General features: G+C 59.6%; 15 protein-coding genes and 2 pseudogenes. 14 read left to right on the forward strand and 3 right to left on the reverse strand.

Annotated features, from left to right (window positions below):
* Positions 1–58 precede the first annotated feature (58 nt).
* The 8 genes and pseudogenes from AWB69_RS06355 to AWB69_RS47495 all read left to right on the forward strand — a co-directional run.
* A pseudogene (locus AWB69_RS06355) lies at positions 59–646 on the forward strand (TolC family protein); the annotation flags it as partial.
* A 763-nt stretch (positions 647–1409) separates the two neighbouring features.
* Positions 1410–1787 carry a hypothetical protein gene (locus AWB69_RS06360; RefSeq protein ID WP_063977758.1) on the forward strand — a complete coding sequence of 126 codons (378 nt, stop codon included), beginning with the start codon at positions 1410–1412 and terminating at the stop codon, positions 1785–1787.
* Positions 1788–1854: 67 nt separating this feature from the next.
* Positions 1855–2139, forward strand: a complete 285-nt coding sequence (locus tag AWB69_RS06365) for a hypothetical protein (protein ID WP_062083388.1) — start codon at positions 1855–1857, stop codon at positions 2137–2139.
* Positions 2136–2420 (forward strand): DUF6723 family protein, encoded by a 285-nt coding sequence (locus AWB69_RS06370; protein ID WP_062083390.1) that lies wholly within the window; start codon positions 2136–2138, stop codon positions 2418–2420. The genes AWB69_RS06365 and AWB69_RS06370 overlap by 4 nt, the downstream gene beginning before the upstream one ends.
* Before the next feature lie 259 nt (positions 2421–2679).
* A complete protein-coding gene (locus AWB69_RS06375) occupies positions 2680–2883 on the forward strand; it encodes a cold-shock protein (protein ID WP_031362000.1) in 204 nt (67 codons plus the stop codon).
* Positions 2884–3274: 391 nt separating this feature from the next.
* Positions 3275–3499: a hypothetical protein gene (locus AWB69_RS06380; RefSeq protein ID WP_062083392.1), complete on the forward strand. Its 225-nt coding sequence runs from the start codon at positions 3275–3277 to the stop codon at positions 3497–3499.
* Between the two features lie 220 nt (positions 3500–3719).
* Positions 3720–3929 (forward strand): annotated as a pseudogene (locus tag AWB69_RS49215) (hypothetical protein); the annotation flags it as partial.
* Positions 3930–4177: 248 nt separating this feature from the next.
* The gene (locus AWB69_RS47495) at positions 4178–4348 is read left to right on the forward strand and encodes a hypothetical protein (RefSeq protein WP_156528758.1); all 171 of its coding nucleotides are present in this window, start codon (positions 4178–4180) and stop codon (positions 4346–4348) included.
* Positions 4349–4431: 83 nt separating this feature from the next.
* Here AWB69_RS47495 and AWB69_RS06385 read toward each other — a convergent pair whose 3' ends face one another.
* Entirely contained in the window at positions 4432–4893 is a 462-nt protein-coding gene (locus AWB69_RS06385) for a response regulator (protein WP_062083395.1), read from the reverse strand.
* 267 nt (positions 4894–5160) lie between these two features.
* Between AWB69_RS06385 and AWB69_RS06390 the strand changes: the two genes are divergently transcribed.
* The 3 genes from AWB69_RS06390 to mazF all read left to right on the forward strand — a co-directional run bounded on the left by AWB69_RS06390 (position 5161) and on the right by mazF (position 6622).
* Positions 5161–5865 carry a response regulator gene (locus tag AWB69_RS06390; protein ID WP_062083398.1) on the forward strand — a complete coding sequence of 235 codons (705 nt, stop codon included), beginning with the start codon at positions 5161–5163 and terminating at the stop codon, positions 5863–5865.
* A gap of 164 nt (positions 5866–6029) precedes the next feature.
* Positions 6030–6272: an AbrB/MazE/SpoVT family DNA-binding domain-containing protein gene (locus AWB69_RS06395; RefSeq protein ID WP_062083400.1), complete on the forward strand. Its 243-nt coding sequence runs from the start codon at positions 6030–6032 to the stop codon at positions 6270–6272.
* Complete coding sequence (mazF, locus tag AWB69_RS06400) at positions 6272–6622, forward strand: endoribonuclease MazF (RefSeq protein ID WP_062083402.1); 351 nt, start codon at positions 6272–6274, stop codon at positions 6620–6622. The genes AWB69_RS06395 and mazF overlap by 1 nt, the downstream gene beginning before the upstream one ends.
* A gap of 59 nt (positions 6623–6681) precedes the next feature.
* Here the strand turns inward: mazF and AWB69_RS06405 are convergent, their stop codons facing one another.
* On the reverse strand, positions 6682–8709 hold the full coding sequence (locus AWB69_RS06405; RefSeq protein ID WP_062083404.1) for an ATP-binding response regulator: 2028 nt from the start codon (positions 8707–8709) through the stop codon (positions 6682–6684).
* Positions 8710–8941: 232 nt separating this feature from the next.
* Here AWB69_RS06405 and AWB69_RS06410 point away from each other — a divergent pair, with 232 nt between their 5' ends.
* The 3 genes from AWB69_RS06410 to AWB69_RS06420 all read left to right on the forward strand — a co-directional run bounded on the left by AWB69_RS06410 (position 8942) and on the right by AWB69_RS06420 (position 12202).
* The gene (locus AWB69_RS06410) at positions 8942–9715 is read left to right on the forward strand and encodes an SDR family NAD(P)-dependent oxidoreductase (protein ID WP_062083406.1); all 774 of its coding nucleotides are present in this window, start codon (positions 8942–8944) and stop codon (positions 9713–9715) included.
* A 159-nt stretch (positions 9716–9874) separates the two neighbouring features.
* Positions 9875–10279 (forward strand): PaaI family thioesterase, encoded by a 405-nt coding sequence (locus AWB69_RS06415; RefSeq protein ID WP_062083408.1) that lies wholly within the window; start codon positions 9875–9877, stop codon positions 10277–10279.
* Between the two features lie 555 nt (positions 10280–10834).
* Complete coding sequence (locus AWB69_RS06420; RefSeq protein ID WP_062083410.1) at positions 10835–12202, forward strand: MFS transporter; 1368 nt, start codon at positions 10835–10837, stop codon at positions 12200–12202.
* Here AWB69_RS06420 and AWB69_RS06425 read toward each other — a convergent pair.
* A complete protein-coding gene (locus tag AWB69_RS06425; RefSeq protein WP_062083412.1) occupies positions 12191–13327 on the reverse strand; it encodes a zinc-binding metallopeptidase family protein in 1137 nt (378 codons plus the stop codon). The genes AWB69_RS06420 and AWB69_RS06425 overlap by 12 nt on opposite strands.
* Positions 13328–13403: the final 76 nt, after the last annotated feature.

A 13403-nucleotide genomic window follows, 5' to 3' on the forward strand; every position in this document is an offset into this window, starting at 1 on the left:
GCGAGAAAACCGCTGAAACCCTTGTCAGGATTGGTGCGCCCGGCTGGGATCGAACCAGCAACCCCTGCCTTCGGAGGCTTTGCTGCGCCGTCCGGATGTCCGCAGCGCCTACGCCGAGCTCACGCAACGCGCAGCGGAAGTGGGTGTTGCGCAGGCGGATCGTTATCCTAAGTTTTCGCTGCAACTGACTGACGGTTTGCTGGCGTCGTCTTATCTTGGCTTGCCCACGCTCACCGACAACCTCTTCAGCGCCGCGCTCAATGCGACGAGCCCGATTTTCAACGCCGGGCGCATCACGGCAGGCATCGAGCAGAGCGAAAGCCGCATGCGCGGGTCCGATCTGCATCTCCGGCAGACCCTGCTGCAGGCGCTGAAAGACGTGGAGGACACACGCACTGATCTTGTCAGTACGTCTGAACAGGCGGACCGCCTGAAGGATGCCTTGCAATCGTCCGACCAGTCGCTGCGTCTCTCTACGCAACTTTATAAGGGCGGTGCGAGCGGTTTCCTCGATGTGCTCGCGGCGCAGGAAGCGTATCTGCAAGACTCGGATGCGCTGAACCAGGCGAGGCGCGAACACGCGCTGGCAGCGGTCGCGTTGTACCGCTCGCTCGGCGGCGGCTGGAGCGAGACGAAGGAGGAGTGATGCACGCAATGATGGCCGATACGAGGCACGCGTAACATCGAGCATTCTTTGGGTTCGAGTTGCCCGTAGTTGCACTCGCTGGCGGCGAACCACGTCACCCTGCGCGGTCGTCGCACGCAGGGTCGACATCCACGTGCCGATCACCCCGTGCGACGAGTCCAAGGCTCAAGCAAGTTTAAAACCGCCGTTTCGACGCAAGTTGAAACGGCGTTCTATTTACGGCCACCAGCTGAAGCTTTATAAGATGAGGCGAGTGGTTTTCGTCGCGGGTCGACAAAAATCCCGGTGCAATCGAGCGTGCTGTGGAATATCGGCAGGGTTTGCCGCATTGGGTCAATATAAAAGATCGCGGTGCAAGTGGCGAATGCGCCAGCTCATTTTATTCAGCGGACGGCGCGCCGCGAAACTGCAGATTTTTATTGGTGTAGTAATCTATTTTCATCCAGCGTTCTGATGCCTAAAACGGCTTGAATCGGTTATCCAGGTCTGGATCCGGCCAAAAGTGCCGCCCGTGGCGAAATTCGTGCTGACGCAGGAAAAAGCGACCGGCGTACTTCGACCAGTGCTTTAAAAATGGTCGTGGCGCCTCCGCTGGTCAAGCACCTCCGCCATCCGTGCAATCTCGGTCAGACGTCGATTTGCCTTGCCTCACGCAACGATTGAGCGCATTCTTAATCGTTCCGATGCCGATGACCGCCAGTTTGCATATCGGTCTTCAGCAGATTTTCCCGACGGTCAGCGCAGTGTGTCCAGCGAGTGCGTTATGACCATCCATACCATCGAATATCGCGGCTATGCATTGCGCGCTTATTCGCAGCAGATTTTCCCGCCGCATGGCGATCCGTTTGCAAAAGGTCCCAAGCGTTTTTCTGCGATTGTTCAGATAGACGCCGTACCGTCCGACAGCGCAACGTCCAAGCGCTATTCGCCGGCAATCAAGGGCGCCGAGCCGGCTAACGCCGAAGACGCAATCGAGCTGGCCATGCAGTACGGTCGTGACATCATCGACGGCAAGGTCCAGGCAGGTGCTCTGTATAACGCGCGCAGCGGGCGCTTTTCCCGCTCCGTAAGGCGGTTCCAGCCATCCGTGACGGTTGCGCCCGCACCTTTGCAGCCAGGCGGCGCAGACAACGCCACATGAGCGGTAACGCTCGCAGTACCCACGCGCGGCAAGACCTCGGGACGTCGCGCAATAACTGAAGAACATCATGAACGACACTGTAAGAAGCTACCGCGGCCTCGAAATTTATCCGCTGATCTACCCGCACAAGCCGCGCGGCGCGGATGGTTCGCGCCATTACGACGCGGGTTTCGACGCCGCCGTGAAAATTTCCCGGCGCGGCATTGACGACAGCACGACCACCAGCCGCGTGTACCGCGTGCCGGGCGAGGGTCCGTTCAGCGGCTCGGGCGAAGCGCGGCTCGCGTCCACGCGCTATGCGGAACGGCTGATCGACGGCAACGTCGCCGGCGAATCGATCGCCGACCTATGAGTTATTCGCTCGATCATTCGCCTTCGACCGCTTCACTTGATAACCGGGCGGCCGACAAGCCGGCCGGGTGGGCCAATTACAACATGGCGGCCTCGTCAAGGCGCGCAACGGGCGGAACCATGCCCACGCTGCGCATCACGCGCCTGAGCGACAAGCGCGTGATCTATCCGTTTGTCGGTTGCGCAGACATGCCGCTTTTCCCGGACGCGCAAAGCGCCCGCGATTACGCGGAGCAGTACGGTGCAAGCCTCGTGGACGGTGACATTGCGGTGCCTGAGTGACCGTCCTGGCGCTTTGCCCGCGCGGCGAACGACTGTAAATCGGCTGTGATCGTTACACTGCGCGACTCGGCACAGTCCGAAATAGCTTGACACCTTACGCCGCGGCACGTAACCTGAAGGTCGAAGTATTCAAGAAGCTCGATTGCTGTTCATCATTCTGCCTCGTTATCTCCGCGGTATTTGTTGTCCTCTCACTTCCTTGAAGCTTCTCTCGCCTCAATACGAGGTTGCATCATTTTTATATTTTCAAGGATTTAATATGGATACCGGTATCGTTAAGTGGTTCAATGACAGCAAGGGCTTCGGCTTCATTACGCCTGACGCAGGCGGCGACGACCTCTTCGCCCACTTTTCGGAAATTCGTAGCGACGGCTTCAAGACGCTCGCCGAAAACCAAAAGGTTAGCTTCGAAACCAAGCAAGGCCCGAAGGGTCTGCAAGCTTCGAACATTACCCCGCTGTAATTGGTGGTGTAAGTGATTGATCGCGTAAATTAGCTCACGCTAATTTACGCGAGTAGTAAATGTTTTCGCGGAGCTTCGGTTCCCGGTTGCGGCAGTTGCCTGTATTGAACGACGCCGCTACCACCAGCATTGCACCTGTCTGCCTCTGCTTGCATCTGTTTGCACTTCCACTTTAGTCCGCTTTAGTCCCTCTGCAATCTCCTGCAACTTCGCTGCCACACGTCGCGATTCAAACTGAACGTTAATAGTTCGTTGGCGCGCTTGTGATTTCGGCTGCTTTCTGCTGTTTTTCTGCTGTTTCCTCTGCGAATTTTTAAGGCCTGGTGCCTGTTATCAACGCGTCCTGACAATCAATGTTGTCGGACCCGCGTTTGTTCGTGTGTTTCAACTTATGCATAACTCTAATATTTATTTGTACAACGGCTATAAAGTCGTTCCCTCCGCTCATCGTCTGCCTGATGGATCGTTTGCGTCGAACCTTTTGCTCGAGCGTAACAGCGGCAGCGAAAAGGGCAGCCGCTACCAATTCCACGTTCTCGATTATTTCAAGAACGAAGCGCAAGCGCTCGGTCATTCACGCAAGTGGGCACGGCACTGGGTCGACACCCGCGGCTGATTCCTCGCAGCGGGCCGTTATTCGCCGCATCGAAAGGGCTGGCTGTTTAAAGCACCCACCGACAACGTCTTTACAAGTCCGGTCTGACCGGCTTGCTCTCATAGTTTCCTGACACGTGCAGCAAGCGCATGTGTCCCGTCGGCGCACCCTGAGGTGCGCCGTTTTCATTTCAATTGATCAAATGGGCATTTAGCCTGTACGGACGGCGTTAAGCCCGTCCCAGAACGCTGCACTGGTGGAAGAAGCGGCAGCGGCATCCCAGTCGCTGCAGGATCAGGGCCGGCAGTTGACGGAGGCCGTGGCGTTCTTCCAGATGGAGGGGACGACCGTTGCGTCACATTCCGTCGTAAAACTGTTGGTTCGCGTGGCTCCTTCGCCGATCCCAAACGTGCCGTTAAACGCTCGCCTACCGTGCTGGCCGCACCGTTGAAAACGGCGAGCGCCGGCGAGGAGAGCTGGAACGCGTTCTGACGCACTGCCACCTCCGTGCAGGTGAATGAAGCGTTTTATATACGCTCGCTGTGTTATGTATTTACGTTCGAATAATGATTCGTTATACGAACGATTATTTTTGATTGGTCTCGTCGCGCTGTATTACGGACATTGATACGCTGGTTTTTAAGCGCCGGCTCCACGGTGCGGTGAGCGGCGCCGCGCTGGGTGCGGCGGCGGGCTTCGATGATTGGCGGTGCAGCGGCAGGGCGGATAGGCGCTGTCATCGGCACGCCCGGTGGCGCGGGTGTTCGCGGTGCGCTGCCTCACGCAATGGGCCGTGATTTGCCGGCGGCACTGAGAGAAGACGTAGTGTCAGCGGGCGGCGCGGTGTTGATCGTCATCATGTTCACTTGAGCTTGCCTTTCAGTTCAGTACAGCCGGTGCTGGTGGCGTCGACGTCGGCGTCGGCGTGAATTCAGCGCGGTTTCAGCGCAGTTTCAGTACTGGCACCGTTTCGGTATCGAGAAGTAGGTGGCCAGCATCTCTGCCAGGCGCCAGGTGGCGCAGGGCCGCCGGCAGTGAGCGTCGAAGCCTGCGTCTTTCAGGGTTTCGACAGGATCGGCCGGCCAGATGTTACTGATTGCGACCAGCAGGCGGCCGGTGAGGTCGGCGTCGGGGCGCAGTGCGTTGATGAAGGCGTAACCGGATTCGCTGTCGAGCCGCGTGTCCAGTATCAATGCCTGGGGTTTCCAGTTCTGCAGCAGTGACCGTGCGGATTTCAGGCTCTGGGTATGCATGACCTGCAGCCCGGTCAGCCGTAGCAGCGCGGCCAGCGATTCCCCGATCAGTTTGTCCTGATGGGCGATCAGTACCCGCGGTGATCCAATCGGCATGCGTGCCTGCTTGTTGCTCCACAATGCAAAGTGTCTTTCATCATCCGTGCCTGAGCGATTGCTCATGGTGTCCTCCTTTTGGTTTTATGTGACTGGGCGAGTCGCCGGAGCCGTATGACCTCCATGAACGGCTGTTTCGAATCCGGCGTTGGGAGTGCTGCGGAACCGATGACGCAGTGTCGCGGTGAAACGTTTGCCGCAAAACCCGGTCGAGGAGGGGCAGGGCCTGATTTTTCGGGGGGGTCGCAGACCCCCCTTCGTATCCCTGCGAAAGGGGGGGTGGCGACGCCCCGACATGCCGTTACCATCAGGGTGTGATTTATGGGAATGGCAATGGAAAACGGCAATTTCAAAACGGTGCTGCTGGTCGAGGATGAGGGGCTCACGAGAAGCGCCATGAAAAGCCTGATCCTTGCCAACGAACCGTTACTCGATATCGACGAGGCTGACGGCTTCGAACAGGCGACGGAGAAGCTTTCCGCGCGCTCGTACGATCTCGTTTTCCTCGACTATCAATTACGGGGGAATTCCACGGGACTCGATCTGCTGAACTGGATCGGGGAGCAGGAGCGCGAGGTACAGACCATCATGCTGTCCGCACAAGACGACCGCGATACGGTGCTGGAATGCATCAGGAGCGGCGCATGCGGCTTTATTTCGAAGGCGAGTGAGCAAGGGGCGGGCGTGTTCCGCGAGGCCCTCAAGACGATTCTGAGCGGCCGCGTGTATCTGCCCAATAGCGTGCTGGGAAAGGGCGGTCACAGCCCCAAGCCGGTGTCGACGCATTCCGGCGTGACGGTGGAGTCGCTGAACCTGCCGCCGCGCCTGACCGAAACGCTGCGCTATTTGTTGCAGGGTTTGTCGAACAAGGCGATCGCGAGAAAAATGAATATCAGCGAGAACACCGCCAAGGAGTATTCAAGCGATCTCCTCGCGCGGTTTCACGTGACGCGGCGCACGTTCCTGATCGTGGAGATGGCGCGCCGGGGAATCGAGATGCCGATGGGCAATACCGCGACTGCGAGCGCGTCACGGTAGGGTTGGCTGGACCTGAGAGATTTATAAAAACAAGTATGGATGGACCGGCGCGCTGAGAACAGCGGGCCGCCCTTTCACAATGCAGGCACTCTCATGTATCTACAAAGTTGCTACTGCCTTGGTGTTATGGCATAGTATCTACATTGACGATACAGGGGATTGAAATGCGCGTAACGGTGAAGAAATGGGGTAATAGCGCAGCAGTGCGCATTCCCGCCGCGGTGATGGACGCGATCAGCCTGAATCTGGACGAGATTGTAGACGTGCATGAGGAAGGCGGACGGATCGTTATCGAGCCGGTGCGCTCCAAAGAATACGACCTTGATCAGATGCTTGCCGGTATAACGCGGGAAAACTTGCACGCCGAAGTCAGTTTTGGCGCGGCACTCGGCAAGGAAACCTTCTGATGGTACGTCGTTATGTGCCGGAAGCCGGCGATATGGTGTGGCTGCATTTCGACCCGCAGGCAGGTCACGAACAAGCCGGGCACCGACCCGCGCTCGTGCTCAGTCCATCGACGTACAACAACAAGACTGGGTTGATGCTTTGTTGCCCTATGACAACGCAGATCAAGGGTTATCCGTTCGAGGTGATCATTGGTGGCGACCGGCAGCAGGCGGTGCTGGCCGATCAGGTCAAGAGCCTGGATTGGGGGGCGCGCAAGGCAACCCGCAAGGGCCAGGTTTCTTCAAGTGAACTCACTGACGTAAGAGCGAAAATTGGCGCCCTCATCGGGATTCCCAAAATCAGGCCCTAACCTGCCAGCAGGCTTACGCCCTAGCCTGGCGTTCGCGTTCGCTTCCCATCTCCTTCCCTTCAGCAAGCTTTTGCGGTTTCACCCACCGCGCGCCCCGATATCAGCGATGCGATCTGCTTGCGCAACTCAGCGGGGCTGACAGGCTTGCTCAACACATCGTGATCGCATGCAAGCGGCACGATGGTTGCAGCCGGTTCGCCGGTGACGACCAGGCACGGGCAGCGGCGCCCGATCTTTTGCGCCCCCAGCATGGCCACTTCGCGCGCGGTTTTGGAATCGCGCAAGCGGAAGTCCGTGATGATGAGATCCGGATAGCGTTCAATGGTGTCCAGCGTTTCTTCGAACTCCTTGAAGCTGCTGGCGGAGTCGAACAGCATGCCCCACTGCACGAGCAACGCTTCCGTCGATGCCCGCACGAGGCTGTCGTCCTCCACCAGCAATACGTAGAGCCCATCCAGCGGCACGGTCTGCAGATCGGCGGTCTCGCCTCGCGTACGCGGCGCGGTTTCGCCCAGAGGCGAACCGCAAATGGGCATTTCGAGCGAGAAGCGTGAACCGCGTCCTTCAGTCGATTTCAACTCGATCCGATGCTCCTCCAGGATCGACACCACGGCGTTCACGATCGACAGGCCGAGGCCCAGGCCCCGGTCGCTGTCCCGCTCGGTATTGCCCACCTGGAAGAACGGCTGGAAGATCGAGTCCCAATGTTCCGATGCAATGCCAATACCGTTGTCCACCACATCAATGCGCGTTCGCGTGGCCGAGCGCACCACGCCCACAATAACCACCGGCGTGGCTTTGTTGCTGGCATCGGCGTAACGAATGCCGTTCGACACCAGGTTCACAATGGCCCGCCCAAGCCAATGCGCGTCGCTGCGCACGTACACGGGCGCCTCAGGCATGCGCAGCCGCAGCTCGACACCGTGCATGGCTGCGAGCGGGCGCAGTTGTTCAGCCGCTTCCAGCACGGCGATCTTGAGGTCGAACACGTGATAGCGCGGCACGACCCGGCCCGACTCGAGCCGCGACAGATCGAGCACCGCGTTCAGGAAGCGCGCGAGGATCACCGAAGAACGGCCGGATTCATCGATCAGCCGGCCGGCTTCGGTGACATCGTCGTGGTGCAGCGCTTCGGCGGCAGCTTGCAGGAAGAGATTGAGCGCGTGCATGGGCTGCCGCAAATCGTGCGTGGCGGCCGCCAGGAAATTCGACTTCTCCTTGCTCGCGGTTTCCGCGGCGAGCATCTGCTGCTCCTTGAGCGCAAGCAACGCGTTGGTCTTGGTGTCCTGATCCTTCTTCGACGCCAGCAAGTCGAGGTTCTTTCGTTCCAGTTGAACGTTTGCGGTGAGGAGCTCGTTATTGAGCACACCGAGTGCACGCTCTGCCGCGAAGCGCTCACGCGATACCCGCTCCGCATGCACGCACACCCCGTGGCCGATCACGACCACGTTGAAGAGATAGAACAGGCCCATGTAGAAGTCTTCGGGCGAGAGAATCCTGATGGTGAGCTGCAGCACGATGACTGCTGAAAACGTGACCACGGCGGCCGTCAGCGCGACCCTGGACTTCAGGTAGAAAAAGCCGAACTGGAAGAAAAATACGAGGTAGAGGCCAACGAAATACCAGGTGTAATTGAACGGCCCGGGCGACAGGGCCACCAGCAGGAGCAGCAGCAAATTGCAGCCATAGACGCCGGTGAGGATCACGCGCTGTGATGTGGCATGCGTCGCGAACGAGGCCCTCAAGGTCAGGCTGCCGACGAACATCAGCAACACGATGCCGGCGAGCCGCAGCGCCATGATCTGCATGAAGACGGGTGCAAGCACCGCGCTTTCGCGGCCGAAGTTGAAGTCGTACCAGAGAAAGCAGACCCATACGCTCAGCGCGAGAAGCGCTGACGCGCGGCGGAACGCGCAGAAACGGCGGCTGTGGTCTTCAAGGAACTGGGCTTCGAGGGCGGCTTCGGGAAAGGGCTTGGGAATCGAGAGATTGCGGACGAGACTTAACCCCGCGTCGCGCGCGGACGAGGAAAAGAGCCGCGACGGCTTGGGCGCGGCAATGTCGGCAACATGCTTAGGGACGTCCATGATTCGCTCACTCGAAAAAGGGCGTGATCGATTACTTTAGCTGACCACGGGCCTGAAGCAAACATCGTTTTTTACAAAGTCTCTCAAGTGCTTACCGTCCATGACTGCATGTCATGAGCTTGATGACCGGCGCGCGCTCGCTCAGGACAAGCTCTCGCGCTACGCTCGCCATCAAGTTGACCGAATCAATATTCGTTCGGTCTGATTCATCTGATCATTAAAGGGTGCCGCCATGTCACGCATTTTCATTACCGGCTCAGCCGATGGACTCGGTCAAATGGCCGCCCGCTTGCTGGTTGCGCAGGGGCATCAGGTGGTGTTGCACGCCCGCCATGAAGAACGCGCGCATGAAGCGATGCAAGCCGTATCGGGTGCACAAGCTACCGTATCCGGCGATTTGTCCAGTATCGAGGAGACCACCCGCGTGGCTCTGCAAGTGAACCGGCTCGGACATTTCGATACTGTGATCCATAACGCGGCCGTGGGGTATCGCGAGCCGCGACGCATTGAGACCGTTGATGGCTTGCCGCATGTCTTCGCCATCAACACGCTCGCGCCTTACATCCTGACCGCGTTGATGGATAAGCCCCAGCGCCTGGTCTATCTCAGCTCGGGCCTGCATGAAAGCGGCGATGCCAGTCTCGACGATCTTCTGTGGGTGCAGCGGTCGTGGCAGGGCGCAAGCGCCTATTCCGATTCAAAATTGCATGACGTCCTGCTCGCGTTCGGCGTGGCGCGCCGCTGGCCGGGCGTGTTGTCCAACGCCGTGCATCCGGGCTGGGTGCCGACCAGGATGGGCGGCGCCGGCGCGCCCGATGACCTGAAGGCGGCCCCGCAGACACAGGCCTGGCTCGCGGTAAGCAATGATCCAGCCGCAAGGGTGACCGGCGAATATTTCTTCCATATGAAACGGCGCGAGCCGAGCGCGGCCGCCCGCGATGCGGATTTGCAGGATCGGCTGATCGCAGCGTGTGAACGCTTATCCGGGATTCGGCTGCCGGAGTGAGTACGTACTTGCCTTGCGGTAGCGGGATGTAGCGCACTACAGAGACATGATGAACCCGCGTCCGCGACCGGGAGTCTTCGCACGTCAATCGCTTCGCCATGGCACAGTCTTGGTTAAACGCTTTGGTTAAACCCTACTTACCCGGCAGGAGCCTTTTCGATGTCCGATTTCATTCTCGACAACCCGTTTCTCGAATTCCTCGATGCGCGCCTGGTTGCGTGGAAGAACGGTTATGCCGAGTTTCGCATGCCGATCCAGGCGCGCAACCTGAACCGGCAAGGCGTGTTGCAAGGCGGCGCGGTAGCGACCTTGCTCGATGCCGCATGCGGTTATGCGGGCCTTTATGCCGAGGAGGGCGAACCGGCCATCCACGGCTTCACGCTTTCGCTGACAGTGAATTATCTCGATACGGGTCTGGGTGAAAGCGTGACAGCGAAGGGTTTCATCGAGCGGCAAGGGCGCAGCATCTTCTTCTCGCGCGGCGAAGCGTGGGTCGACGACAAGCTCCTGATTGCGAGTGCGCAAGGGACGTTCAAATATGCCGGCACGCATGGCAAGAAGTGATTCTCTTCTAGCGGCGCTTCGCGTGAAGTTGTAAGCCTTGATCGACACGCATGCACGCGATGCAATCAAGCCGCCGGCTTGAGCACGACCTCGGTCCAGCCGTCATCGCGCGCATCGACCTGACCCGGTTGCACATCGTCCGGTTCGCGACTTCAGGGCCCGAGCAACCGCATTGACACCCGACGCACTCGCAGCCGGGTCCGGTCATCTCCATGACCTGTTCGACCGATGAACCGCCGCTGTCGTCAATGGAGAGACGCACCTGTCTTCCCAGTCAGTTTGAGCCGGTAACGACGACGGGCGGAGCTCGGCTGCACGCAGATTCTGCCAATGCCGGGCCGTGCTCCCATTCGTCAGGAGCGCTGCGTTCGTCCCGGCCGCACCCGTAGCCGGCGGGATCGATGTCGCTTCGGTCCTATCACCTTGACGTGATCGTTCTAGGAGCGGAGTTTATGGTCGCATCTACTCAAAGGGACCCATCCAGCGCGTTTCCGGTGTGCCGGCTCGCTAAAAAAACCATCCTGCAAGGCCGTTCCTTTTCCCGGGAGTCATCGAATGTCGAGACCGTTGGAAGCATCGCCCCCTGAAGTCGATCTGAAAACGCTGCGCAAGGTGATTTTCGCGGCGTCGATCGGCAACTTTGTCGAATGGTTCGACTTTGCCGCGTATGGTTTTCTCGCAACCATTCTCACGCGCGAGTTCTTCCCGAGCGGCGACCCGGCGATCGGGCTGCTCAAGACCTTCGCCGTCTTCGCCGTGGCGTTTGCATTCCGGCCGCTGGGCGGCATTGTGTTTGGCGTGATTGGCGACCGGATTGGCCGCAAGCGCACGCTTGCATTGACCATCCTGATGATGGCCGGCGCCACCACGCTGATCGGCTTGCTGCCAACGTACGCCGCCGTCGGCGCGCTCGCGCCGTTCCTGCTGACGGTCATCCGCTGCGTGCAGGGGTTTTCCGCCGGCGGCGAATATGCCGGTGCATGCGCCTACGTGATGGAACATGCGCCGCAACACAAGCGGGCGCGTTACGGCAGCTTTATACCGGTATCGACGTTCTCGTCATTCGCGGTGGCCGCGGTCGTCGCGTATGCATTGGACGCGTCCCTTTCCGCCGATGCCATGAGCACCTGGGGCTGGCGCGTACCGTTCCTGGCCGCCGCGCCCATCGGCCTGATCGGGCTGTACCTGCGGATGAGCCTCAACGAAACCCCCGCCTTCCGCGCGCTCGAAGGCGAGCACGACGTGGCGCACGCGCCACTGCGCGACACGCTGCGCACGCAAGCGTCGGGCATTCTGAAACTGGGGGCGTTCATCTCGGTGACGGCGTTGTCGTTCTATATGTTCACCACTTATTTCGCGACCTATTTGCAAGTGGCGGGCGGGTTGAATCGCGCGACGTCGCTGCTGATCACGGTGATTGCGTTGTTTTTCGCGGCGGCGCTGTGTCCGCTGGCCGGGCTGTATTCGGACTGGGTCGGCCGCCGGAAAACCGTGTTGACGGCGTGCGTCATCCTGATCGCGACCGTCTATCCGTCGTTCTCGCTGGCGGGGTCGGGGCACTTCTTGCCATCGGTGATTGGCGTGGGCCTGCTGGCGCTTGGCGGGGTGCTGGCGAACGTGGTCACGGCGCCGTTATTGTCGGAGGTGTTTCCGACGCGCACGCGCTATACCGCTTCCGCCATCACCTACAACCTGGCCTATACGGTGTTTGGCGGCACGGCGCCGCTGGTCGCCACGTGGCTGATTACGACGACAGGCAACAATATGTCGCCGGCGTTGTACCTGATCGTGATCTCGGTGATGGGATTGATCGGTGGATTGATGCTGCCGGAAACATCGAAGGTCTCGCTGCACGGCGCGGGTGCTGTTCATTCCGATGCGACCGCCGCTGCATTGAAAAGCGTACCGGGGTCAGCGGCGTAGCGGTTGCTGTTTGCTGCTGGTCGCCGGCGATGTGATGGCCGCTGAAACGGCTACGCCCGGCGTCGGCTGGACGTGCCGCGAGGCTGCGATCACGTGATCCACGAAGCGCAGTTTTTCGACGACGGGCGGCGCGAGCGCAAACGGGTAAGCGTCCGGCATGCCGAGACTGCGATTCAGGCTGTTCAACGCGTAGGTGAGCGGAAACCACTGTTTCATCAGATGATCGAAGGTGGCTTCGCCCGGCGGGGCCTTGGCCGAAAGCGTCGGGTCCAGCGAGTTTCCCGGCATGAGCGCGACACCGCAGGCCATGGCGGTGTCAACGGTGTCCACGATGTGCAGGTAATGAGCCCAGGTTTCCGCCCAGTCCTCCCACGGATGCGTGGTCGCGTACGCGCTGACGAACGATTTGCCCCAGTCCGGCGGTGGTCCGTCTTTATAGTGCGCGGCCAGCGCTTCGCGGTAATTCACCCGCTCGTCGCCGAATAGTGCGCGAAAATCCGTAATCCACGGGGTATTCGCAATCAGGCGATCGAAATAATAGTGGCCTATCTCGTGCCGGAAATGGCCCAGCAGCGTCCGGTATGGCTCACCCATCGAGAGCCGCACGCGTTCGCGTTGCGCGTCGTCGGCTTCCGCAATGTTCATGGTGATCAGGCCGTTATCGTGGCCGGTCAGCACTCTTTTGCCGCGTTTATCTTCTAGGAATTTGAACTGCAGCCCCGTTTTCGGGTTGACCTGACGTGATTCCACCCGCAAGCCCAGCACGCCCAGCGTATAGAGCAGGCGGCGTTTGGCTGCTTCCAGACGAAACCAGTAGTAGCGGCGGTTGGCTATGCGAAGGTTGGGAATGGTGTGCGTCAGCCGGCAGGCGTGGCACAGCGGGTCGGTGGACTCGGCCGGAACCATCCAGTTGCAGACTTTTTCTACTTCGTAGTTATGACAGCGTTTGTAAAGCGCGCCTGGGCGTTCCGGGTGCCGGCTGCGCCAGAGGCCGTGGCCAGCGTCTTCGAAAGCGCTGATTTCAGCGATTTCCGGAATGAAACCAAGCAGCGACTCGCAGCGTTCGCAGCGAAAATTCTCGAAGAACACCAGTTGATTGCAATGATTGCAATGGAACGTTTTCATAGGCCGGGGGTATCGAAGTACATGGTGCATGTTCCCCTAGTATGGGCATGCGCGCTGGAAGTTCTTCGAAGCAACC

It is taken from the genome of Caballeronia udeis (assembly GCF_001544555.2).
Classification (GTDB): domain Bacteria; phylum Pseudomonadota; class Gammaproteobacteria; order Burkholderiales; family Burkholderiaceae; genus Caballeronia; species Caballeronia udeis.